Annotated in this window: 21 protein-coding genes and 1 pseudogene; 10 read left to right on the top strand and 12 right to left on the bottom strand. The window is 42.2% G+C overall.

What is annotated here, in order from left to right:
• Positions 1–7: 7 nt before the first annotated feature.
• From CEX98_RS05285 to CEX98_RS05250, 9 genes are all read right to left on the bottom strand, one after another.
• A complete protein-coding gene (locus CEX98_RS05285) occupies positions 8–445 on the bottom strand; it encodes a GNAT family N-acetyltransferase (RefSeq protein ID WP_099641066.1) in 438 nt (145 codons plus the stop codon).
• Positions 442–1,473, bottom strand: coding sequence for a S66 family peptidase (locus tag CEX98_RS05280; RefSeq protein ID WP_242441635.1), 1,032 nt, complete (start codon positions 1,471–1,473; stop codon positions 442–444). The genes CEX98_RS05285 and CEX98_RS05280 overlap by 4 nt, the downstream gene beginning before the upstream one ends.
• Positions 1,474–1,493: 20 nt before the next feature.
• Positions 1,494–2,864, bottom strand: a complete 1,371-nt coding sequence (locus tag CEX98_RS05275) for a TrkH family potassium uptake protein (RefSeq protein ID WP_172439724.1) — start codon at positions 2,862–2,864, stop codon at positions 1,494–1,496.
• Entirely contained in the window at positions 2,864–3,520 is a 657-nt protein-coding gene (locus CEX98_RS05270; RefSeq protein ID WP_099641064.1) for a potassium channel family protein, read from the bottom strand. Before CEX98_RS05270 ends, CEX98_RS05275 begins: the two co-directional genes overlap by 1 nt.
• Positions 3,521–3,540: 20 nt before the next feature.
• The gene (locus tag CEX98_RS05265; protein WP_099641063.1) at positions 3,541–4,242 is read right to left on the bottom strand and encodes a response regulator; all 702 of its coding nucleotides are present in this window, start codon (positions 4,240–4,242) and stop codon (positions 3,541–3,543) included.
• Positions 4,242–4,601, bottom strand: coding sequence for a sensor histidine kinase (locus CEX98_RS23230; protein WP_242441634.1), 360 nt, complete (start codon positions 4,599–4,601; stop codon positions 4,242–4,244). Before CEX98_RS23230 ends, CEX98_RS05265 begins: the two co-directional genes overlap by 1 nt.
• Before the next feature lie 97 nt (positions 4,602–4,698).
• Complete coding sequence (locus tag CEX98_RS23225; RefSeq protein WP_242441633.1) at positions 4,699–5,277, bottom strand: sensor histidine kinase; 579 nt, start codon at positions 5,275–5,277, stop codon at positions 4,699–4,701.
• Between the two features lie 287 nt (positions 5,278–5,564).
• Positions 5,565–5,867 (bottom strand): hypothetical protein, encoded by a 303-nt coding sequence (locus CEX98_RS05255; protein ID WP_099641062.1) that lies wholly within the window; start codon positions 5,865–5,867, stop codon positions 5,565–5,567.
• Between the two features lie 195 nt (positions 5,868–6,062).
• On the bottom strand, positions 6,063–6,728 hold the full coding sequence (locus CEX98_RS05250) for a hypothetical protein (RefSeq protein ID WP_242441632.1): 666 nt from the start codon (positions 6,726–6,728) through the stop codon (positions 6,063–6,065).
• Positions 6,729–7,175: 447 nt separating this feature from the next.
• Between CEX98_RS05250 and CEX98_RS05245 the strand changes: the two genes are divergently transcribed.
• A complete protein-coding gene (locus tag CEX98_RS05245) occupies positions 7,176–7,787 on the top strand; it encodes a hypothetical protein (protein WP_099641061.1) in 612 nt (203 codons plus the stop codon).
• Here CEX98_RS05245 and CEX98_RS05240 read toward each other — a convergent pair.
• The 3 genes from CEX98_RS05240 to CEX98_RS05230 all read right to left on the bottom strand — a co-directional run bounded on the left by CEX98_RS05240 (position 7,784) and on the right by CEX98_RS05230 (position 10,443).
• Positions 7,784–8,404 carry a LysE family translocator gene (locus CEX98_RS05240; protein ID WP_099641060.1) on the bottom strand — a complete coding sequence of 207 codons (621 nt, stop codon included), beginning with the start codon at positions 8,402–8,404 and terminating at the stop codon, positions 7,784–7,786. The genes CEX98_RS05245 and CEX98_RS05240 overlap by 4 nt on opposite strands.
• A gap of 108 nt (positions 8,405–8,512) precedes the next feature.
• Positions 8,513–10,126, bottom strand: a complete 1,614-nt coding sequence (locus tag CEX98_RS05235) for a PepSY-associated TM helix domain-containing protein (RefSeq protein ID WP_099641059.1) — start codon at positions 10,124–10,126, stop codon at positions 8,513–8,515.
• Positions 10,123–10,443: a hypothetical protein gene (locus CEX98_RS05230; RefSeq protein ID WP_099641058.1), complete on the bottom strand. Its 321-nt coding sequence runs from the start codon at positions 10,441–10,443 to the stop codon at positions 10,123–10,125. Before CEX98_RS05230 ends, CEX98_RS05235 begins: the two co-directional genes overlap by 4 nt.
• Before the next feature lie 491 nt (positions 10,444–10,934).
• Between CEX98_RS05230 and CEX98_RS05220 the strand changes: the two genes are divergently transcribed.
• The 9 genes and pseudogenes from CEX98_RS05220 to CEX98_RS05180 all read left to right on the top strand — a co-directional run bounded on the left by CEX98_RS05220 (position 10,935) and on the right by CEX98_RS05180 (position 23,871).
• On the top strand, positions 10,935–12,983 hold the full coding sequence (locus tag CEX98_RS05220; protein ID WP_099641056.1) for a TonB-dependent receptor: 2,049 nt from the start codon (positions 10,935–10,937) through the stop codon (positions 12,981–12,983).
• A 107-nt stretch (positions 12,984–13,090) separates the two neighbouring features.
• Positions 13,091–13,840: a substrate-binding periplasmic protein gene (locus CEX98_RS05215; protein WP_099641087.1), complete on the top strand. Its 750-nt coding sequence runs from the start codon at positions 13,091–13,093 to the stop codon at positions 13,838–13,840.
• A 118-nt stretch (positions 13,841–13,958) separates the two neighbouring features.
• Positions 13,959–16,109 carry a DUF6351 family protein gene (locus CEX98_RS05210; RefSeq protein ID WP_099641055.1) on the top strand — a complete coding sequence of 717 codons (2,151 nt, stop codon included), beginning with the start codon at positions 13,959–13,961 and terminating at the stop codon, positions 16,107–16,109.
• A gap of 190 nt (positions 16,110–16,299) precedes the next feature.
• Complete coding sequence (locus tag CEX98_RS05205; protein ID WP_099641054.1) at positions 16,300–16,650, top strand: gamma-glutamylcyclotransferase family protein; 351 nt, start codon at positions 16,300–16,302, stop codon at positions 16,648–16,650.
• Between the two features lie 529 nt (positions 16,651–17,179).
• A pseudogene (locus tag CEX98_RS05200) lies at positions 17,180–19,515 on the top strand (TonB-dependent receptor).
• A gap of 57 nt (positions 19,516–19,572) precedes the next feature.
• A complete protein-coding gene (locus CEX98_RS05195; RefSeq protein WP_099641053.1) occupies positions 19,573–20,700 on the top strand; it encodes an alkaline phosphatase family protein in 1,128 nt (375 codons plus the stop codon).
• Positions 20,697–21,800, top strand: coding sequence for an alkaline phosphatase D family protein (locus tag CEX98_RS05190; RefSeq protein ID WP_099641052.1), 1,104 nt, complete (start codon positions 20,697–20,699; stop codon positions 21,798–21,800). Before CEX98_RS05195 ends, CEX98_RS05190 begins: the two co-directional genes overlap by 4 nt.
• A 146-nt stretch (positions 21,801–21,946) precedes the next feature.
• Positions 21,947–22,702, top strand: coding sequence for a hypothetical protein (locus tag CEX98_RS05185; RefSeq protein ID WP_431520154.1), 756 nt, complete (start codon positions 21,947–21,949; stop codon positions 22,700–22,702).
• 401 nt (positions 22,703–23,103) lie between these two features.
• Positions 23,104–23,871: a hypothetical protein gene (locus CEX98_RS05180; RefSeq protein WP_242441631.1), complete on the top strand. Its 768-nt coding sequence runs from the start codon at positions 23,104–23,106 to the stop codon at positions 23,869–23,871.
• The last annotated feature ends 107 nt before the right edge of the window (positions 23,872–23,978 follow it).

Raw genomic sequence — 23,978 nt, 5'->3', positions numbered from 1 at the left:
TTAGGCTTTATTGTAATTGCTTATAAAAATGAATTTTATAATCCAATGAGCCGTCGATTTTTTCACATTTTACAATCTGATAATCGCGGCTTATCAGCATCAACAGCATATTTTTAAACCGATTTCTCGATTTTACTCTGATGGCGCTATAGCCTTGCGTTTGGCACCAAGTTTCTTGCATCACCAACAACTGCTTGGCAATACCCTTACCGCGATATTCGGGGATGACCGCGCCTAGCCAGCTATAAAACTCATTGTTTGGCAACTCATGACCCAGTTTATACCCAACAGGCTTGCCTTGAGCGTACGCCATCAGTAACAAATGCTGTTTATCTCGCAGTTTGTCTTCTACTTCTTCACGCTTTCTTGGCGTGACAAACTCAGGAATTTGATTTTCTATTGTCAGTAAGTCATCTACCGAGCCAGTTTTAAATTCTAACTTCATTTTAATGTCTGTGTAATTGAAAATCTTTCGTCGCATACTACTTCGGCATACGCACCATTAATCAGGGTTAAATTTGGTGCTTGATGGCCAATATCTATATCATATAACACTGGGAAATCGCAGCCAGCAAATACTTTTAGCAATGCGTCTAAGTGCGTCCAGTCGCTGTCTTTGGCTACAGGCTCAGGGTTTCGGCCAATTAAAACTCCAGCAAGCTTAGAAAACCACCCTCGTAATTTAATACTTTGCAGTGCACGATAGTAAGCCGCAGGCGGCATCTCGCCATTTTCAAAGTATAAAATAATCGACTCATTTGGGTGCAACAGTGAGAACCCTTCTAAGTCAAAATATTCCGTGCCAGCCAGTAGCATGTGAATATCCAAACAACCACCTAACAACCGCCCTGAAAACTGCTTATTGCCATTACAGTTGCCCAAAGTGCGCCACTGAGTCGCGGAGGATAAGTGAAATCCAGCATCGGGAAAATCGACAAAGTTTAACGGTTCAGCTTCAAAATATGTAGACGGATATTGCGTGAAGGAAGCATTAGGTGCGCTCTTTAAATGGTCAAAAAGTCCAACCGTTAATGCATCCTGTTGATGGACATTTAATTGCATTAGGTTAGTTGCATGCACGCTTGCCCAGCCTAGTTTGCAAGTCACTGCGCTCAGCAAAGTGCTGACATCAGAGAAACCAATGAGCCATTTTGGCTGTGCATGCGCCAACTTTTCCCAATTAAGTAATGTCAGCAAATCCATTGCAATTGCACCGCCCCATGGCGGCATAATCGCGTCTATTGTGTCATCGAGTAAGTACCCCATAAGCTCATTAGCACGGGTTTTGACATCCGCGCTAACGTAATTATGATTTTCCCGCAGGCATTCACCAATCACGAGTTCAAAACCTTGTTGCGCTAGATAATTCAAAGCGTTGTCTAATCTCGCGTGCATAGCAGCAGGTACGCCCGCAGAGAATGCCGTGATCGCAATTTTACTACCCGTTTTTAACGGTTTGGGATACTTCATCATGATTTCCGTTATTTTTTTGCTTATCCTACCTGAATTTCCGCTTTTGCATACTTTAAATTCTCCCGTTTCGGACGAGCGATCAAGTATAGAAAGGTTAACGGCCCCAAGCGTCCAATCAGCATTAAAAATATGATTACCGCTTCACCGGGTTCAGACAATGAGCCAGTGATCCCTCGAGACAAGCCAACTGTGCCTAATGCCGATACCGCTTCAAATGTGATATCCGTTAAATTTGCTTGCTCGGTAATCGTTAAAATAAGGGTTGCCAGCATCACGGTAAAAAAGTACACCACGGTGAGACTAAGCGCCTTAAATACCGTTTCAGGCGAGATCTGTCTGTGTCCGATAGCGACTTGATCTCTGCGTCTCAAATAAGCGTAAGTTGCCATTAATAGCACCACCACCGTGGTTATTTTAAGACCACTGGCGGTACTCATAGAGCCGCCCCCTATTATCATTAACCAAATGGTCAGTACGGTACTTTCGTCATTCACCAGCGCAAAGTCGATACTGTTAAAGCCCGCTGTACGTGGCGTCACCGCTTGCATCCATGCAGTGATCACTTGCTCGGACACCGGCAAGTTTCCAAGTGTCTCTGGGTTATTTGCTTCAAAAAGCCAAAGTAAGCTAAATGCCAGCACATTCAACACCGCAGTTGCTATCAGGACTAACTTAGTGGCAGATCCAAACCTGCTCCAACGGCGTCTTTTTACTATATCCATCAACACCACAAATCCAAGTCCGCCAATCACAAATAATCCCGATATCACAAGATTAACGACCCAATCACCACGAAAACTGGTTAGGCTGTCATCATGCAATGCAAATCCCGCATTGTTAAAGGCCGAAATGGTGTAGAAGAAGCTTTGCATTATCGCATCACCAAGCGGTAGCGTTTGATACCAATGGGCAAGCAAAATGGTAAACCCTATCGATTCGATGATCAGTGCATAAACTAACACGCATTTGGCTGTATCAACCAACTGATCAAACCGAGCAATGCCAAAGCTTTCTTTTGCGATAAGTTGTTTACTAATGTCCATTTGCTGCCCCATCCCCCGCAGCACCACAACCGTAATGGTCATAAAGCCAAGTCCACCAATTTGAATAAGGCTAGCAATAACAAGATGACCAAAGGTAGTAAAATCATTTGGCGTACTCAATACGGCAAGTCCTGTCACCGTTACCGCGGAAGTTGCAGTGAATAACGCTTGCATCACTTTGATGTCTTGGGTGTGTGCTATCGGTAGCAACAGCAGCATAGTACCTAAAGCTATTAACCCACAAAACCCAATAAACAACACTGTTGGGGGGCTTAACCTCAGCGACTTTTTGTGAGCTTTGGGCTTGCTATTTGGATAGGGATAATAATGGGGGCTCCATGTTTTCATTACGCCCCCAGTTTTAACGCGATAGAATTTAACGCTTTTAACTGGCCGTTGAGGATCACTTTATCATCTTCGTTGATCAAAAATGACTCTGCCGGATTGGCATAACACGCTTTGCCGCGCTTTACTAACACGGCCTTGATTTCGCCCTTTGCACGCTTTAATAGCGTCGCCAAAGACTGCCCGCAGCTTAATTTATTCACGATGACTTCCACCATGTAAAAGCCATGCCCCAACTGCATATATTGATTGACCATGGGGTAATTCAGCGTTTGTGCAACCTTGATCCCCATTTCTTCCTCAGGGTGGATCACACGTGTTACACCTAAACGGGATAAAATTGTATGATGTGCTTCTGAGCTGGCCTTAACCCAAATTTGCTCAACGCCTAAGTTCTTTAGCGACAGTACACATAAAATGCTCGCTTCTAGGTTTTCACCAATGGCGACCAGGACCGCTTTGCTTCTCGTAATATCTAGTTGGCGTAATGCCGTTTCATCGGTCGCATCCAAAGAGGTGGCATAATCAATATGCTCAACAACTTGGTTCACCACACGTTCGCGACTATCTACCCCTATCACTTTGTTACCAAGCCGCTTTAATTCCAGACAAGCCGCAAAACCAAATCGACCTAAACCAACAACGACAAATTGTGCCATAACAACCTCTATATACTTCGTTATGAATAATGCTTATTGAGCGGTAAAAGTAAAAACCGATAACCAACCCCGGGCTCAGTTTCTATAATTTTTGGTGTAGCTGCATTGTCACTGAGTTTCTTACGTAACTGGCTGACCACAATCCGTAAATAGTGACTATCTTCCACATGACTTTCGCCCCAAATTTGCTTTAATAAGGTTTGCTGACTGACTAATTCTTGTGCTCTTTGTGCAAGCATACTGAGTAGTGCAAATTCCTTTTTCGATAGTGCTAATGGTGCGTTATCCATAATGACTTGATGCTTTTGTAGATCTATCATCAACTTGCCATAATCGATGGCAAGCAAGCGTTTGTTTGGTACTAAATCTCGTAATAACACTTTGACGCGCACCACCAGCTCTTTGATGCTAAATGGCTTCGTCAGGTAGTCGTTTGCGCCGCCCTCCAGCAGCTTAACCTTCTCAGCCTCTTGATCTCGTGCAGTTAAGATCAATACTGGTAGCTTGCTGGTTTCTCGGATCTTCTTCAAAATACTATATCCATCAAAATCAGGTAGCCCGAGATCTAAGATTACTAAGTCTGGCAGCTCACCTTTTAGCACCGACATAGCTTCCTTTCCGGTGCTGGCTTCCACATAATTCAGCCCTTCAGCTTTTAATGCTAAGCGGATAAAACGACGGATCTCTTCTTCATCGTCAATCAATAAAATGGTGTGAGTCATCAATGCGCCTCCTCTTTTGGCAAACTAACTTCCATTGTGCAGCCTTGCGTCGTCGGCAAAATGCGAATATCACCGCCATGCGCACGAATAATACCTCTAGCCACACTCAGCCCTAAGCCACTGCCACCGTCTTTACTGGCGCTTTGTCGAAACGAACTAAAGGCGGTAAAGACTTCTTTTTGCCGAGCAACGGGGATCCCAGGACCATTATCCTGAATAAATATCAACAACGCCTGCTGCGTTTCTCCTAAGGAAATCTCAACCCGCTCTCCATCGGGACTAAAGGTGACTGCATTTTCGATTAAGTTAAATAGAGCTTGCTCAATGAGTGCAGCTTGTATCGTGAGAGTTGGACTCATATTCTGTGGTATTCTCGAGACGCATGGCGCGCCTAGCCGCAAAATCACGTTATCGATCAAGACATCAATAGACGTAGGTTGCTTCAAAAGCGAAAGCTCATCTCCCTGATTGCTGTAACTTGGTGGCTTGCAAGATATTTTCGATATAGCGAAACAAACGGAGGCTTTCCGACCGTGCCGATCCCAACAGCTCATTTTGCTCATCTTGGTCTAACTTATCACGATAGGTTTCTAGTGTTTCGAGTGCTCCCATCACCGCAGCGAGCGGTGTGCGTAAATCATGAGAAACCGACAACAAGATATTGGAGCGTACATTCGCAACCAAAAGCTGCTGTTTTTGCTCTTTGATATAACTAGATAAGTAGCTGGTAGCTAATGCCACAGCAATAAATACCACTAAATTGACCACGTCTTCTGTGTTATTCATATGAAGCGTGTATCTGGGGTCTGTAATGAAGAAGTTGAACACTAGGCTGCTAAGAATCGCCACCCCCAGTGCCATCCAACGTTTCGCGATGAGAGAAACAACAACAACCCCCAACTGTAATACCAGCAATACACTGATCGCCGAATGTAACAGCGAGTCTAAGGCAACGGCAAAGGCACTGGTTAACAGCAAAACCAGAAAACTAACGAGGTACTCGTTCTTGGCAATAAATCCATTCTCGGAAAACATAGTGACTCCAACTTGCGCTATGTTTTTATTCTATCCTTGTCGAAATTTCGTTGCCGTATAATTTGCGTAAAATTTACTTAATTTGAGGTTCTTTAGCATTAAGTGAGTGTGGTTACGGGTATATCTGAGTCAAAGCCAACATGGGTAAATAGGCTATCTAATTCAAGTTCATTTAACTTGAGTTCGAAGCAAAGAAGATAAGTACAGAGAGATAATGTTAACACCATCTACTTTATAAGGGTGAAATTATTTATTCCACCCCAACTTTTAATATAAGTTATACAACTTTATTTAAACTTTACATCAATGAAAGCAATTTCAGTTTCAACCTGAGAGCAACTGTTATCATCGAGAAAATGAACTTCAACTTTCTTACTTGCAGCTGCAGCCGTTAGTGCTACCGACAACATTGATGTATCATAGTCATTTCTGAGATATATTTTTGAATAATAACGACATCCCTCGAAAAGAACATATGTAAGAGTAGGTCTAACACGAATATTCTTTATTTCTGTTTCGTCTAAACGTTTGTGTGCCACTGCGCCCTCAGAAAACAAAAACATTGCACATAATATAAGTATTTTTTTCATCTATGATTTTCCTTTAAGTTATAACAAAACCGACCTGTTCCTATAATAATACAAAAACACCATAAAAAAAATGTTAAACCAAAATCTATCATTTCCAGAGCAAAGGTCCACTTTCTCCAAAGCAGCATAAATTAAAAAAAGCGAAATTAAAGTACACAGCTACTGTATGCTCGCTTCCTTATTAATGCTGTTAACTTAGAACAAATCTGTTACCGGATTGTTTGAATCAAAGCTTTGACTACTAAACAGACAATTTAATTCGAGCTCAAAATCTTTTCGGTTTAAATCCAAAGCTTTTAATGTGGTCCCGCCTAATACAGCCTCTTGCCCCTTCTCTAGGCGAGCATGTAAACTTGCAATCACAGCGCGAATGCGATCTTTGTCTTGCTGTACCAGTGCTGTTTGATTTTCAGTTTCATGATCGAGCTTTGCTAACATTTCGAGCCGCTTAGATAATTCCTTATAAGCAAGGAAATCTAATGCTAAACTTTCAAACAGCTGTAATTGTGATTGATCTTTACTGCTAATATTGGGCGTTATCGGGCTCGTCATTATCTCTGCCAGCAACACTTTTAGCTTTTCTAAAACGGCTTCATCTTGTTCTGTGAGTTTTGTAACGTCGAACAGTACTTCATAGTCAGCAAACTGAAATTTCAGCGGCTCCCCTTCAGTGTCTTTGTTTTTTGTAGGGGGCTTAAAACCTATCGCTTCGGCCAAATTTTGTTTGAAAGCATCACTATGCTCTATGGTTTTATTTGAGTCTAAATGCCCACCTTCCTTGAGTAAAACAAACTCAGGTACAGATTGCATCGAGACATCGTCAAGCCCCGAGAGTTGGGGCCTTATAAAAAATGTTTGCATGAGATAATCACAGTATTCGCGAGGTAGTTTGTCTAGTTATTAGCAAACACCATTCCATCTCAATATTTTTCAATAACTGTCGATAAGTTAATCAAGCAAGCTTAAAACACCGTAGCATTTAACCAGATGTTTAGATAAAAACGATATAAATTATTGTATTTAAAATACTTTTATACACCCTGAGCGTTGCAGGAATAACAGCTGCTATGGAACCTGTTGTTATGCCGAGTTCAGATTATTTGGTTTTAGGTTTAAATAGTTGCTTCATGGGCAATTCATTGCCGCTTTGGTACGTTTTCTTGCCTTTACAGTGATAGAGCAATGTATTGTCGTAACAAGTGGCGGCTTTACCCAATTGAACTTTGGCTATTTTTAAGATACGGCGGTTAGTAATTTGGTACAAACCTTGCTGTACAAATATCAACCACCCAATGGATGTGCTAAATCATGAAACTGACAAAGGAAGAGTTATTGTTCATAAATCGAACTTTGGCAGACAATAGCAATAATCAACCGCTTTTGTCGGATAAGAATCGAGACCGAACGCAACAAACTCACGAGGAAATCAAAAAGTTACTGGCAAGTATCTCTAGTCATTCACAGTTTAGTATTGTAGCTAAAAGTGATCACGAACAAGTCGAGTTTCCGCTCAACGACCTTTCTACTCTGATTGATTTATTAGAAAATAGCACGGAGGCTCCAAACATTCTTGAAGCGACACAAACAGGCACAGCTCGCAGTTGGCGGACTTGCCCCTCAACCCCTGTAAGACTGAGATTGTCTACGCATTTGATGCCGTTCAATATGGTTTCCATTTCACAATCCGGCGGTCTGCTTAATACTTTCCCCTACCAAGCAAGTGCAATTCAAATTAGGTTAATCAGTCGGATCGCTAAGTTGTACCTTGCCGACCCAATGCCACTATTTGCAAACGTCCATTCGATAAAAGTGGCAAGCCCGCTGGAGCTCGCCATATCCTTTGCGATGAATAAAGCCGATAATGAAAAGCTTAAAGCGTTTATTCTGCACAACTACGTCCAGCGCAAAGGAATAGGTTAAACGGATTGGTAAACCACTCGCATCGCGAGCAGTAAAAAGGCACAGCCCAGTATTTTATCAATCACCGCACGCTTGGCTGTTAAATCGAATTTGTCTCTTGCTGAGGCGCTTACAATTGAAACAACAAAATACCATAACGCATCGATTGTGAGTACAGTAAGACACATGATAAAACCCACCGCTAACGTCATCTTTTCGGGGTCGATAAACTGCGAAAAGAGTGCAACAAAGAAGATAGCTAATTTCGGATTCAAAAACGCAATCGCAAAACCGTCCTGCGCAGCTTTAGCATACGATGTCGTGGCTTGAGCGTCTGATACGGCAAGCCCCTGGCTCTTACTCGTTAAAATCTTAATCCCCATCCATGCTAGGTAAGCTGCGCCACCATACACTAAAAACTGATATACGATTGGAAATTGATGGATCAGGCCAGATAGACCCAAAATAGCTAAACTTGCATAAATTCCCACACCTAAGCCATGTGAGAGACTGGCAACAATGCCATGTTTGGCACTATGAAATAAGCTGTAACGCAAAACAACAGCTAAACTAGGGCCCGGCGACATCGCCCCAAAAGCACAAATTGCAGCCAGACTTAACCAAGCAGTAAGTTCCATAACTTTTCCGTAGAGAATTTCAAAACGCGTAGAATAACAGATTTGAAAAAATAGATGACATCAAATTGTATGGAAAAATGGAGCGAGTTGCTCCTTTTTCCATATTTGTTATGCAGACTGCGATTGTAACACTTGTTCAGGTTGCTGCTGACCAATAAACCAAATGCTGTTGGCTTCACCAAAATATGCTCTGTGCCGAGTTCTATTCGCCATTTTCCAGAAGATAATACCAACAATCACTGCCGTTAATTCCAAACCAATTGACGACCACTCCATTGCAGGCCAAACACCAAGGTTTGGTACGCTTAACGCAATAACAGAGGTAAGTGGTAGAGAAAAACACAAAATGGCGACTGCTTTTTGTGACCAAATCGCCGTTTTACTCATGCCTAAAGCAAATGCAGACACTAGGGTGATGAAGAAGCCAAGATAATAGACCCACATATATACGATATTAATATTCGCTGTAGTTTGTGCGGCCCATTTAGTGACAGCAAATGCTGCTGCAACACCAAGCATAGATCCCATTGCTACACCGACCGTCAGTTTGCCCATTATTTGAGTTGATTTTGACTGTGCCACTTGCTTTTGTTTACGACGTTTTTCGAGCCACAGTAGATTTCCAGTATAAAACAACACCGCACCTAAAATGCCCATAATAAAATATGCCCAGCGACCAAGCTCGCCGCCATAACTTCCAAAGTGAAGACCGAATAGCGTGGTCACTACTGCTCCCCAAACCCCTTGGGCATCGTCTGCGACGCTGCTGGCCGATACCTCAAATGTATAAGGGTTCATGAACAAATAGTCCGCTTCTGGACCACGCATTAAATGCCTATCACTTAGTAATTGAATTGACGCTGAGGGCCTTGCACTATTTAATCGACTCAACGTTATTTCTTTAACTTGATAGCCAGGAGCGTAATCTTTTGCTTTTTGCAAAATCACATCAATACTTGGCAGGTTTTCCACCTTATACTCAACGGCTGGAGGGACTTGGCGCGCAAAAAGGGGTTTATCTCCATACAGTTTACCTAGGCCATCGTATAGAATATCGTGAAATGCGAATACGATCACTGTGATGGCGATAATAATATGAAACGGTAAACTGGTGATCCCGATTAGATTATGAGTATCAAGCCAAAAACGACTTGCGCCTTTTTTATCTCTTAAGGCAAAAAAGCTTTTAACTAGCGTCGGGAGTAAGAAAATAACCCCTGAAACAAGCGCAATAAAATATAAAATTGCGGCAATGCCTAGTACATACACACCAGCCTGATCATGACCAATTTCACCTACGATGCCTGCACTACGGTGGAGGTAATCCACTAACGATGATAACTCATTGATGTAGCTGGTGTGTGCTTCAAGCTCACCGGCGTCATTTAAGGTGCCGTGCCAAAGCGTTTTATCAAGACTCAAGCCCCGAGCCCCACCTTGCTGATACCAATTAACCGGAGAGTGGCCGTCCTCAAGACTCACCTTTATCCCATTGAGTGCTTCAGGGTGCTGTTCAAATACCCGATGGATCAGCCCATCATATTGAGTTGCATCAACTTGAGGTAAATGATGTGAAGGAGGCGTTGCCCACTTGTCGATGCTGCCTGCAAACATGGTGATTGCACCTGCAAAAAAGCCGATGAACAGCAACAGGCCTGTTGTTACTCCCGTCCACGTATGTACACTTTGATAAATCCTTAAAATATCAGCGCGGATCTTCATGCCATCCCTCTCACAACAAATAAAATACCATAGACAACTAAATTAGCGCCTCCAAGCCAGAGCACTGCTTGCTTTGTATTTTTGAACATAAAAACAAAACTTAAAATAAGTAACCAAATAGGCGAAATCATCCACATGCTAAATTGCGTGCGCCAGCTTTGCCTTGCAGGGCTTAACGTTTGTGTTAAACCATCTGCGCCAATCCATGCAAAAAGGCCAACTAACCCAAAACTCAGTGCCAGTCCAAGTATGACCCCTGCAAGTGTCTTGCCCCACCAGTCGGGCTGGATTTTATCCGCTTGTGTCATTCTGCTCATTGGGACTTCCTAAATAAGATCAAAATCGTAATGGGGATTAGCGCGGTGAGCACCATAACCCCTAACAACCAACTAAAGACAATAGCTGCACCAACAAAGGCTTGCACAGCGCACAAAAAAGCGATGAACAATAAAATATAACCACCGACTTTGGCAGATTTGGGAAGTGCGCGACTTAGCAAACGCTGATGCTTATTTGTGCAATAAATTAAGGTAATTGCAACAACCAGCAAGGAAATGAAAAAAACACTTAGCAAGGTAAAACTCCGTTTTACAATCAAATTTCAAATTATGGTCGGGTTAAGATTATAGCGAATGTTTTTATTTCAGCAACACAAAGTGCAATTGATATGATAATCAGTTTCATTTACGATAAACCTAAAATAACAACAAAATCATACCCTTCAGCACACTGATAGGGCTTGTTATTTTTTATATCAAACACCCATTATTTTGAATAAAACTGATATCAGGTAAGAAGGATCACCTTGGTGAATAAATACCCTACAAATAAATCTCTTGTAGCACTTTGTGTTTCTGCAGTACTAGCCTCTCCACTCAGTCACGCTGATGACGATAAAGAAATCGAATCAATCGAAAAAATCATCGTCCTTGGCGAGAAAACGGCTCGTAGCTTAAAAGATACGGCCTATTCTGTCTCTGTGATAGACGAATCTCAATTAAAAGATTTAACCCATTTAAGTTTAAGTAGTGCTGTTTCTGAAATTGCCAATGTTGTTGTACTTTCAGGTGCGAAACCAGATATTCGGGGCGTTTCAGGGAATGGTTCTGCCACTGGCTTTAATGGTGTTTCTGGTGGTGCTAAAGCGCGAGTAGCCACCATTACTGACGGTGTTGCTGAACCGTTTGTGGCGGACCTAACTGGTGATACCGGTATGTGGGACATAGAACAAATAGAAGTTCTAAGAGGACCACAATCCACTAGCCATGGTCGTAATAGCATTGGTGGAGCCATGTTTATCAAAACCAAAGATCCTTCTTTTGATTGGGAAGGTGCTGGGCGTGTGGCTTACCGAAATGAAAGTCGTTATGTTGATAAATCAATTATGCTATCTGGTCCACTCATTGATAATGAGTTAGCATTTCGCGTTACAGGACAGCGTGTTGACGGTGAGGATTACGATAATAGTATTGAGTATAAAGATAACCCTGCAAAGTTCGACCTAAACGAGCTCAACACAAAAAAAGCAAGATTTAAACTGCTTTGGCAACCTAGTCAATTTGACGACGTCAGTGCATTACTCAGCCATTCGGTGGCTTCCGAAAAAGGAAATACTGGGCGTACAAACTACATAGCCAACGATCCAAGTGCCTTCGTGCCTGCTTGGGAGCGCTATATGGACACTAACGCTAAAACAACAAGCCTCAAAGTTAATCATGAACTAAGCCAGCAACTTGACTACGAAGTATTAGTTGCAAAAATGGATTATAACTTTGGCTTTGATTCCTACGAAGCCAACCCTGCCTTTGAACAAGCAATGAGAATGAACGAAGACAATGTCAACGTTGATCTCAAGTTAAACTATCGTGCCGACGATTTATCTGGATTTGTGGGGCTGGCGTACTACGACCGAGAACAAACTTATCACAGTGACGGACGCGCAGACTATTTTGGTGGTGATGACAGTACATCTAAGGCCATCTATGGAGAAGTAAGTTATCAGGTAAATCCTGAGTTTACCGTTATCACAGGTGCTCGAATTGAGCGAGAGTCGCAGTGGCGTGATATTAACTTTAATACCGCCAACGGCCTTAATAGTGCCATTCTAGACCAAGAAAAAACGATTCGCCTGCCCAAACTTGTGCTGCAATATAAACTAAGCGACGAAACCACAGCTTCATTTAGTGCAAGACGTGGTTATAACGGTGCTGGTGGTGCTTTACACTGGGAAGCGGGTGAGTACTATTATTACGACTCTGAAACCGTTAATACTTACGAAATAGGGCTTCGCTCAGCCCCTACTAGCGATTTAAATATCAGTTCAAACCTCTTTTACAATAACTATAAAGGCTATCAAGCGAACGATCCAGAGTACAAGATTGCTAACATGGATAAAGTAATCACTTATGGCGCCGAGTTTGAGGTGTCAGCGATGCTTACTCGTAACCTCCAGATCCGTGGTGGCGCAGGACTATTGAGAACAGAAATCCAGGATGATTCAGCGAAATTCTCAGCATTTGATGGCAATGAACTCAGTTCAGCACCAGGTTTTACAGCAAACCTAGCGTTGAAATACTGGTTAACTGATGATTTGCACCTCGGATTCAGTACCATGAAAGTAGACGAGTATTACGGTGAAATTGGTAACACCAAAGAGCGTATTGCTGGTGATTACACTATCTCCCGCTTTAATGTCGATTATGAAGTTAATAACTGGTTGTTTGCTGCATTTGTAAATAATGTTTTTGACAAGCAAGCATTTACGCTAGTTTCTCCGAGTAGTCGTCGCTATGAATATGGCTATGTTGGTGTTGTTGACCCACGCAATATGGGGGTTTCGGTTACTTATCAGTACTAGGGCTTTCTACTTTTGCTAATTGGTAGCAAAGCGCAACAACTTCAATTGTTGCGCTTTTTTAATTCCCAAATTACCCTTACAAGAGGTAATTTGGGATGCGCTTGTCAATGCGGACTTTTCTATTCTTATTAATCGCTATCGCTTGCACAGCAATGCAGGCAAAAGCCGAAAACAAAGACATACATATTTGTTTTGAAAGGTGGTGGCCATACAGCTATTTTGATAAGCATAAGCAAGCTAAAGGGATAGAGGTTGACATTATAAAGGCTGCCTTGGCTACTAGTCACTATCGCGTCACATTTTATGAGTTGCCTTACCGTCGTTGCCTGGCGGGCGTCACCGATGGACTCTTTGATTTTACTTTACACGTTGATAGCGCGGATGGCTTTTCCACTATTTCAACCTCCTTTACTACTTGGCAACTGTCTTTAGCAGTCAAGCAAGGTCGCTTCACAAATCCCGATGACTTTTACCAACTTAACGCGCCAAGAGTTATGATCTCAGAAGACTACAGCTACCCAGAAACCGTACTCATGGGATTAAAAAAGCTCAATGCCGCCATTGTTAAGCGTTCATTCTATGAGCAAAATCATGAAGATGGGAAAAAGTTTTTTTCGGTATTGAGTAATAACCGTGTTGATGCTGTGTTGGTGGATAAAATATGGGCATTAGAAATGATAAAGCACCATCAATTAGCAGTCACATTTTTACCTCGTCCGTTTCATGCCGAACCGCAATTTATGGGCTATAAAACGTCAAATGAAGTAGATGCGAAGCAGGTTGAGTCGCTGTTAAAAAAAGTGCCTAAAAGCACTTTAAAGTCTATTAAAGTCAAATACCTAGGTGAAAGTTTTTAACGCTACACGCAATTTTTTCATGTTCAAATAACAAACAAATAACCACATGTAACCGTTCCGGCTTCTACACTTAAGGTATCGCTTTGCTTGAGTGGCTAGCACGCCTAGGAGTCCATTTATGAAGCCTCGTTTTATGTGGTTAACTGTATCACTGCTATTCGTTTTCTTTGTTGGATGTGGCTATTGGTATTGGGTGATCAATCAGCAGCCTGAAATACTTAGTGTGAAGGAAATTGCGACCAGCGATGAGCGTCCGACACTAGATTTTTATCCTCATATTGCTCAGATTGAAAGGCCACAAGAAACATTTCAGTTTCCAATCGCTATCGGCCAAATAGGACCGACAACTAACTTATATTCAGGGCCAAATCAATATCCCTTCTATTGTATGACGTCTAACTCGGGCCTGGGTCAACCTGAAGTCGATAATCAACTCGGGCTGGGTGTGCCAGTCGTAGCAAAGCCATCTGGTAAAATCATTGGCTACAGCAAAGATTGCTCAGCTAAAACTCGCCTAAGTTACTTTAAGATCACGCCACAAAACCAAATTATTGCTGTGGATAAACACACAGCACTAACTACCAGCGGTACGCTGTTACGGGTAGAGCAAGGAACAATAAATCGCTTTATCTATACGCTAATCATGCCAATATCTACAGAGGAAATAGGCGATAGAAAGGCGAAGTCTCGTTGGAATAAACGACTTATTTATCAATTTAATGGTGGCTCAGGTATTGGTTTTAGACAAGGCAGACAAAAGGCAAAACGGGTTATCGACAGACAAATTGAACAACTGAAGCTTGGCTATGCGGTAATAAGCTCAAGTGGCAACAAAACCAGTTACACCTACAATATGTTGCTCGCAGAAGATACCGCAAGACGAGTCAAAAAACAGTTCACTAGCCTCTACGGGGAGCCTCTCTATACTGTGGGTATCGGTGGCTCTGGAGGTGGCTTAGCTCAGTATCTGATAGCACAAAATAGCCAAGGGATTTTAGATGGCCTAATCCCCTTGTACAGTTACCCAGATATGATCACACAAACCACCTATGCCCTTGATTGTGACTTGCTCAATAATTATTTCACCTTTCGTGCAAACGATCGTAAAGCATGGAGAGACTGGACACGACGTCGTCATATCGAAGGAATGAATGCCATCAATGATTTTCCGCAAAGGGCTGGGTTTTTACAGCCGTTAAATCAACTGATGTCTGGATTTGTTCCGTCATTTCCAGATGGAAACAGCGAGTGTATTAACGGATATTTTGGTTTGTCTGCATTTATTAACAATCCTCGGCAAGGGTTTTTAAGAGCTTTTTTTGAGGATGATGTTGTAGACAGGACAAATTGGAGTTACTGGCAGGACATGGCAAATGTATTCGGCACCGACGAGCAAGGACTGGGGTTGAGTACATGGGACAATCAGGGCGTTCAGTACGGCTTAGAAGCATTAAAAGCGCAGCAAATCACCTTAGAGGAGTTTATTGATATTAATAAAAATATCGGGGCATGGAAACCACAAGCACAGATGCAGCAAGAGGAGATAGCCCTCCCCTTTGGTCACAATATGCCTATTTGGCTAACACTTTGGGGCAACCATAATATTACGACTCCAGATGAACATGGTGTTGCACCTCGGCATCAAGGCAGCCTTCAGGCGATGGAAAATGCTTATCGCTCTGGTCAAGTGTTTATTGGCAAGGTCAACTTGCCCATTATTGACGCTCGACATTATTTAGAAAATGAATTAGATATGCACCATATGTCTGCTTCTTTCTACACTCGTTTAAGAATCGCAGCTGCAAATTCAACCCCTAGCAATCAAGTAATTTGGGTCGCCCATCAATTATTTAATCCAACAGAACTAGCATTTGAAAAAATGGACGAATGGCTACTTAATCTCAAAAAAAATCCCAGTTTATCGGTAGCTGACGCAAAACCTGCAACGCTATTTGACACTTGCTTTGATGAACAAGGTAACGTCATCGCTAGTGGCGATAGTGTCTTTAATGGGATCTGGAATAACCAACCTCAAGGTACTTGCACAGCCAGATACCCGATGTTTTCTACTAGTCGGATCCAAGCTGGGGCAAGTTGGGCTGGTGATACATTTAAATGTGCACGAATTTCAATTGAACAGGCTATCGCCAAAGGCATCTATGCAGGTGTCGATATTACGCCAGCGATCCCCGCATTACGGCAAATTTATCCAGATGGGGTATGCGACTATAGTCAACCTGACGTTGGCAGGCCGCCAGACCTATATTGACTGCATTAAAGATGTACCTTAACCTCAAATGTATTAAAAAAAGGAGCTATTTGAGGCGCAGAAATAGCGTTAATAGCTAAGCCAAAATTTTGCTATTTAGTTGTTCTAAATATGAAATTTTTAACGATACTACGATGCTATTTCATCCTTCAAATTGATTAGAAAATTAATTCAATTGGTATGAGCCGTTATGCAAGCATTGTTTTCCTATGGCACCCTTCACCAGAAGCAAGTGCAATTAGATACTTTTGGTCGTTTACTTGAAGGTGAAAAAGCAGTGCTGTTCGGCTTTAGAGTCGGCCAAGTAAAAATAACAGATCCTGCCGTTATTGCCAGTAGCCAAAAGGATATCCACCCTATTTTGCTGTCCACAGATAACCAAGAAGACAAAGTAGAAGGGACTGTCTTTTTAATTACAGAAGCCGAGTTAGCTCAAGCCGATGAGTATGAAGTAAGCGACTATCAGCGAGTGTCTGCTCTCCTTGATTCAGGAAAAACGTGCTGGATTTACACCGCATCACCTCATGCACAAATAATATAAACCCACAAAAACCTGAAAAGCCTGAACTCGGCATAATAACTAGCTCTCTAGCTGCTGTTATAGCTACAACCGGCTAGAGCGACTATATACACTTTTGAACTTATGCATGTTAGTTGATTAACTCACTTGAACTTTGGTTAATTAATACCATTCTAGCAGCCCATTTTGGTGCTAATTGCGTTGAATTCACTTCCAATAGCCCGCTATTAGTACGTAAATTCGCCTTGCCTACAGGAGATTGAGACCTTGGCGAGAATAGGTCACGGAAGCGATGCTATCCCCAAAAACGTTCTGGTTAGGTAAGAAAATAACTTAATGTGTTCTGAAAGAAACAATGAGTTAGCACATCCCTTATCCAAACCTCGGATTAGATAAAATTCAAGCCATTCTCATCGGTGGCTGTTGTCTTAATTCTTTAAACTTTCATTAATTGAACGTTCAATAAAAATGAGATGAGCTGTCATAAAAGTTCCCCATAATTGCGCCGACTCTTTCAGCGATCACAATAAATTTAGAAGTTGGAACAACTATGAAAACGCAACGTAGATTAAATCTAATAACCACCACCCTACTTTCAACCTTAGCAATGAACTCCTACGCCAATGATGGCAAAAACCAAGACGAGCAGGTGCTTGAGGAAGTTACCGTTGTAGGACAGAGTGTTTCTTTTGCGAATAACGCAACAAGTGAAGAGATGACCAAGCAACAGTCAGCGATGACTTCAGCTCTTGCTGTTATCGACAACCTACCTGGCGTATTAATCAACGAAGGAGACACTTTTGGCTCTGATGATTGGTCCACTACAGTTTCTATCCGTGGTTTTCAGCTAAGCCTTGATGAGCAACAGATAGGGATCACGGTCGATGGTATCGCCAACGGTAACTCTAACTATGGTGGTGGTGCAAAAGCTAACCGCTATATCGACACCGAAAACTTGAGTGCAGTGCAAGTATCACAGGGTACAGCAGACATTGCTTCACGCTCAAATGAAGCGCTAGGGGGTACATTAAACTTTACCACTATCGACCCAAGTGAGAAAAAAGGTTTAACACTATCGCTAACCTCAGGCGACTTTGAAGCACAAAAATACTTCGCTCGCTACGAAACCGGAGAGATCTTTGCAGACACCTATGCGTGGATAAGCGTTTCAAGTTCAAGTAACTCAGATTGGATCCAACAAGTGGCCAATAACGAGCGTGACCACTTGGCGGCAAAAGTAAAACATCAGCAAGGCCCACTTACGGTAAAAGCTTACGCCTCATATGATGATGTGGTGGAGGCAAACTATCAACGTGTAAGCCAAGAGCAATTTGAAGCAGATCCAGCATGGGATAGGCTAACGGATACTATCACTGGCATTCCACATATTGACCAAGTATACCGCAATGGCTGGCGTACTCACCGCGAAAACATTTTCGGCTATATAGAAGCAACCTATGAACAGACTAATTGGACACTCACAGGAAACGCTTATTATCACACCAATGAGGGTCGTGGTGATTGGGTACCGCCCTATCTAGTTGACATTAACAATGACGGCCTTAATCAACCTCACTCAGAAGTGACAGGTAGCGCACCTTACACCGGTGGTAGCCCCATTGGACGAATTTACTTTGTTGATAATGAAGGCAAAGCGCTCAAGCCAAATGCTAAATGTACTTCAAGCCTCACATTCCCTTACGGTGGCGCTGACGAAGAATACGACCCAGCTTGTTACGGTGCGGGCGCCATTCCAGTCGGCTCTTATCGACATACGCACTACGGTAAAGACCGCCTCGGAATCAATGCCGACTTTACTTTTTACGGCAAGTTAGCTGATATGGACAACACTATTCGCGCAGGTTTTTGGTATGAAGATTATCAGCGTGAAGAGTGGCGAGATTGGCACAAACGGATTGACGCTCGAGTCTCCGCTAACTTTGACCATACGCCGTATTGGATCCAATATAGCCGAGAATTTAATGTTGATACAACAATGCTTTACATAGAAGATGAGCTGGACTTTGGCTTGGCTCGTGTACGCCTTGGTGCCAAAAAGTTCTTAGTGGAGCTTGAGGGAGTCGACAAGTTTAGCGGTCAAAAAGTCGCCCTAGACTCAGACTCGGATGCACTGCTAAGCGCGGGTATTGTTGCCCCCATGCCGATAGAAGGGTTAGAGCTTTTTGCCGGTTATGCCGAGAACTTTGCGGCCATCAAAGATAATGTATTGGAGCGTGAAGCTTCAGCACTTGAACAAATTGAGCCGGAAACCGCTGAAAATATAGACTTAGGTTTTAGATATTCGTCTACCGAATTTAATGCCAGCTTAACCTATTATGATGTTACCTTTGATAATCGGATCAGCTTTATTGCGCCAGATTCACCAGATGGCATTGATTATCTGATCGGTACAAATGGTTCTTATGTCAACGTGGGGGGATTGAGTCAAATGGTTTTGAAGCGTCTGCAACTTGGTATGTGACCACGAGCTGGGGCATTTATGCGTCGTACACTTATAATGACTCAACCTATACCGGTGGGTTAAATGACTTCCCAGCAGGCAATACCGTATTCGGTTCAGCTGAAGATTTAGCCGTCATCTCTATTGATTGGGCTGAAGGTCCTTACTTTGCAGGCTTGTCGACAAAGTGGGTTGGTGATCGCTACATGGATGCCAAAAATACTCAGCGTGTTGATAGCTATATGACTTCTGATTTCTATGCGGGTGTTGCAATCGATTCACCATTATCAGGTGTTGAAAATATGGAACTCAGACTCACTATTAACAACCTCACAGATGAAAGTTACTTAGGCGGAATAGCCGGTCAGTCGGCATGGATTGGTGCTCCTCGTACCGCAGCGGTAAACTTTAAACTGACTTTCTAATAATAAAAAATAAACGAATTGGGGCACTCTGGTGCCCTTTTTTGCTTGGGAGATGAAATGAAACGTATCATTTTTATATTGCTGTTCAGTTGTAGCCTATTTTCACAAGCGCAACAATCTGCACCAAATTTAATCTTAGTAACCATTGATGGGGTAAGGTGGCAAGAAGTCTTTTATGGTCTTGATGATGAACTACTTGCCGATCACACCTCAACAAGTAAACCGCAAGCATTAAGTGCGCTATTTAAAGGTCAAAATGTTGAGGAAAGTCGTGAATTACTAATGCCTTTTTTATGGCAAAAAATAGCGGCCGAAGGGGTCATATTGGGCGATAGAAAACAAAACTCTAATATGCGGGTTGCCAATCCTTGGTACTTTTCTTATCCCGGTTACAACGAGGTAATTACCGGCCATGCAGACCCGAGTATTGATTCAAATGAAAAGAATTCAAATCCAAATGTGTCTTTTTTAGAGTGGCTACAAACGCAGCCGGGTTTTAAACAGAACCTGGCAGTATTTGGGAGTTGGGATGTATTTCCTGCCATTTTTAATCGTGAACGAAGCCAATTACACATAAACGCGGGATTTGAAGGTGCAGAACAAACTCAGGACGCTAAACTCGCTTTTTTAAATGAATTGCAAAAACAAATTCCAAGCCCTTGGTCTTCTGTACGCTTCGATGCTTTCACCTATCAATATGCCAAAGCTTACCTGCAAACACGAAAGCCCAGAGCGATGATGCTAGCGCTTGGTGAGCCAGATGATTACGCGCATAACCGCAACTATGATGAGTACATAAAGGGGATCCACCGCGCAGATAATATTCTGGCTGATTTATGGCAGACATTGCAATCGCTGCCACAGTACAAAGACAATACCTACCTGCTTATAACCACCGATCATGGTAGAGGTATGCATCGCGAAGATTGGACACATCACTCTTCCAAAGCAGCAATCGAAAAGAACTACCCCACTATGCTTGAGCAGCAACCGAATGGCATTGTCGGCTCAGAACAAATCTGGTTTGCCGCGATCGGGCCGAAGATTACCGCCAAAGGACTGATCATACCAAAACAAGAGCAGACTTTGGCGCAGGTGACTGCCACCGCTCTATTGCTTTTAGGGCAAGATCCAGATGCATATAGCGATAAAATAGCACAGCCGATTGAGGGCGTAGTACCATGAATTGCTTCTCTTTTACTCTTCCTCAACGGTTAAAAATAGGAAGCTACCTATTACTATGCGTTCTGTGGATTCTCTTTACCGTCAATGCAAATGCCAATGAGCAAGCAGCAATATCGAAAATACGCTTCGGTTCTTGCTCACATCAAGATAAAGCCATGCCAATTTTGGATGCAATAAATAAAGAGCACCCCGAGCTTTTTATCTTTTTGGGGGATAATATTTATGGCGATACTAGGGATATGGATGTGCTTGCAAAAAAATATCAAACACTCGGGGAAAATGCCGGAATTAAGTTGCTTCGCCAACAATCAAAAGCCATCGCAATTTGGGATGATCACGACTATGGTGAAAATGATGCCGGACGGGAATACCCGCAAAAATCCGCCTCGAGGCAACTGATGCTAGACTTTTGGAATGAGCCTAAGAACTCACCTAGGCGGACTCAAGAAGGGGGAATTTATACCTCTTACGAATTTGGCGACAAAGCGCAACTAATCCGCGTCATTATGCCTGACTTAAGATGGAATCGCCCTCCAATAGCCTCCGTCTCAAAGTCAGATTACTATAGTAAACGAAAACCAAAAAACATGGGACCGTATAGCCCATTAGAAAGTACCAGTATGCTGGGTGAAAAACAGTGGCGATGGCTTGAGTCTGAATTAAAAAAGCCCGCAGCTATCAGAATAATCGCCTCAAGTCTGCAACTTTTACCAGAGTTTACAGGCTGGGAATCATGGGCAAACTACCCACAAGATAGACAACGCCTATTAGATTTCGTCACTCGCGAAAAATTAGCGGGTGTTATCATGGTTAGTGGTGACACCCACTGGGGTGAGATTTCAAAAGTGGATTACCGAGGTTACCCTTTTTGGGAAGTTACAAGCTCGGGACTTACCGAGGAGTGGAAACAAGTGAGTCCAAATAAACACAGAGTGTTAGGGTTTACTCATGATGTTAATTACGGTTTTATCGACGTTGACTGGTCGCAAGCTGACCCCACGATTACCATCGGCCTTAAAGGTCTTAACGGTGAAAAGGTGATGTCAAAAATGCTTAAGCTATCAACCTTAAGAATCAATAATATAGTGAATGTGGATTAATTATTAATGCAAACAAGCAGTGAAAGTTACGCCAGAAAAACACCTTGTTGTAAAATGTTATAATTTGTAAATTCCCATTCTAGATACTGTAAATATCACATACACTAAAGAAAGACCAACAGATATCAACAGCAAAGGATATGAAAGTGAAACATATTTATAGTTTGACAGTTTTGATCTGTGCTTTGAGCGCAACGGGCTGCTCAACAGAGTCAACAACATCTGATGTAGTTAAAACTGAAGGGATATGGGCTGACATTCGATTGACCTCTGATGGAGATCGCTCAAGAGTTGTCACAGAGTTCAATGTTAATCGCAGTACAGGAGCCAATATAGTTCTTAGTGATAATGACAAAGTACAAGCGACTGTAGGCAACGAAACTAAAGTGTTGGAGATGGATGAAGATTTTTTTGATATCGATTATCAAGGATATTTTAGCCAGACGTCTCAAGGCATTGAGTTTAAGCTAGAGCTAATGCGAGATAAGGAAAATGAAACACTTACCTCAGTAGTTAACCTCCCTTCCAAAGTCACATTGTACGCTCCCGTAACGTCTACTTTTAAACTCCAAGAGCAAATACTTATAGAATGGAAAGCAGCTTCAGAACCGAATACAATTTTAGAACTCGACTTTTCATCGACTTGTACTTCCAATACCAACGATCCTTTCTCGTTTGGTTACAACGTCAAGCTAGATGATAGCAAGGGACAATATAACCTTGAACTTAGCGACGTTGCATGGTTCGAAGATGAGACTATTGATAAAAGTAAACCTTGTAAATCATATGTCACCCTTTCTAGAAAGCGTAACGGCACGATTGATAGTCGCTTTAAGTCTGGCAGTACCATTTATGCAATTCAGCGAACACAATCTGAAAAATTCAGCGTTACTCTGAACTAAAGCAAAATGTTACTTCCCCCCTCTTCAAAGTAGATTTTGTTAATTCCTAGTAACACATAGCCCAAAAGCTCTCGTAAGAGAGCTTTTTACTATTTTATATTGGGCTTTTATTTGCCTAGAAGAGATACCTTATGTTGCCATAAACTCGGGTTAACAATAGCAAATTTTTCAATGAAGTAACTTGCTTTAACAAGAAATTGTGAAGGTTAACTGGTAGCACTACATATTCATAGTATCTCCATATTTACGAATTAATATGGCGATGTTTTTATCTAGGAACATGGATGTTTCCTTTTAACGCTTTCTTTTTATTAATTTGTTACATATTATTATATACCCATTACAGTAACTAAAAATTGTGTATACACTAAGTCGAATTCGACAAGTCAAAGGAAATGAAAATGAAAGTGAAAGTGAAACATCTTTACAGCTTAGTAAGTTTGCTCTGTATTATCGGTACCACCGGTTGCTCAAGTGAATCAACCACATCCAATGTCATTAAAACGGAAGGGATATGGGCCGATATCCGTCTTACTGCGAATGGCGAGCGTTCGAGGGTTGTGACCGAATTTAATCTAAACAGTAGCACTGGGGCTAACATTATTCTTAGCGATGGCGATCAAGTTCAGGCTACTGTGGGCGAAGAGTTTAAAGTGTTAGAAATGGATAAAGACTTTTTGGATATCGACTATCAAGGCTACTTTTCTCAGACAACGCAAGGGACTGAGTTCAAACTGGAGCTGATCCGTGAAAAGGAAAATCAGAAACTAACTGCATCTGTCTTCTTACCTGCTACTGTTACTCTATATTCTCCCGTACTCTCTAGCTTCAGAAAGGATGAACGAATCATTGTTGAATGGAAGCCAGAGATTAACCCTGATACGTCTTTGATCTTAGACTTTACTTCTACTTGTACAACTAAGTCGGGAGGCATCTCTACTTTTTCTCACCAGGCCGAATTAGATGATAACTCGGGCCAATTTACACTTCTACTTGGCAGTGTTGACGGTTTTAATGATGAAGACCTAGACAAAAGTAAAGCCTGTAGCTCATACGTAACCTTGTCTCGAATGCAAGAAGGCACTGTCGATAATCGTTTTAAGTCTGGTAGTAAAATCTATGCTATTCAACAAACAAAGTCAGAAGAGCTAAAAGTGACGCTTAATTAACCTGAGCTTCGGATAATTAATGCCTTTCTAACTGCTGGTTTTAGCCGCTAACTTCGTTGAACTTACTGCCAGTAGAGAGCTATTGGTTTGTAAATCCACCTGCCTTC

Source organism: Pseudoalteromonas piscicida, assembly GCF_002744175.1.
Lineage (GTDB): Bacteria > Pseudomonadota > Gammaproteobacteria > Enterobacterales > Alteromonadaceae > Pseudoalteromonas > Pseudoalteromonas piscicida_B.
The sequence above is the reverse complement of the archived record's forward strand: the minus strand, read 5'-3'. Positions and strand labels throughout refer to the sequence as shown.